The organism is Maribacter sp. 2-571 (genome assembly GCF_050589625.1).
Lineage (GTDB): Bacteria > Bacteroidota > Bacteroidia > Flavobacteriales > Flavobacteriaceae > Pelagihabitans.
Genome location: NZ_JBNGOP010000072.1, coordinates 1 through 941, shown reverse-complemented (window position 1 = coordinate 941; position 941 = coordinate 1). Strand labels below are relative to the sequence as shown.

At 42.8% G+C, this 941-nt stretch carries 1 protein-coding gene; it reads left to right on the top strand.

Annotated features, from left to right (window positions below; translation table 11 throughout):
* A partial coding sequence (locus ACRD7P_RS20915) for a condensation domain-containing protein (RefSeq protein ID WP_430909747.1) occupies positions 1-941 on the top strand: 941 nt, incomplete at both ends.

The following is a 941-nucleotide window of genomic DNA, read 5'->3' as shown; positions in this document are numbered from 1 at the left end:
GCCTTCAAAAAGAAAGACCGGGAAACACGTTTCGATTTGAGTGAGGCGCCTTTGGTGCGTATAACATTGATAAAGACAGGGAAAGAATCGTATACCATGTTTTATACGAACCATCATATTTTAACGGATGGTTGGTCAATGTCTATTGTAATCGACGAGTTATTACAGGCCTACGGGGTACTCTTTCATGGGGGTGTTCTAGAAGCGAGAAAGGAAGATCGTTATAAGGAGTATATCGATTTTATTGCTAAGAAAGACGCATTCGAGGAAGAAGACTTTTGGAAGGACTATTTGGCAACACTTGAGTCGCCGACCTTGTTACCATTTGTTAACACCGATCAGGATAGGAACAAAACTGCTGGGACACACAAACTGACAAGCCTTGTAATCGAAAAGGAATTTACGGGTAGAATTGCCGCGTATGGACAAGAACACGGGCTGACTGTAAATAGTATTACGCAGGGAGTGTGGTCCTTATTGTTGTCCAAGTACACAGGAAACAAAGAGGTGGTATTCGGGGTTACGGTATCCGGCCGCCCTACCGAGATGGAGAATTCTGACGAACTGGTGGGACTCTATATCAACACCCTTCCGCTATATGGTTCATTACCAGGAGGTTCCATTGATGATTGGTTGACGGAATTACAATTAGAACATACGAAATGTAGGGAACATCAATATACGAATCTATCGATTATACAGAGTTTGAGCGGTGTGAAGGGCGATTTGTTTGACAGTATCATGGTATTCGAGAATTTCCCTGAGGCGGAGGCAATTGAAGAAGATAAGCAGGTGTTAGAGGTGGATGATGTCGAGACCATAGACCCGACGAATTATCCGTTAACTATCGTAATCAACCTGACAGAAAAACTGGACATAGAGTTCGGTTATAACTCCTCATTGATTTCGGAGCAGACCATAGAAATGATCAAAGGACATTT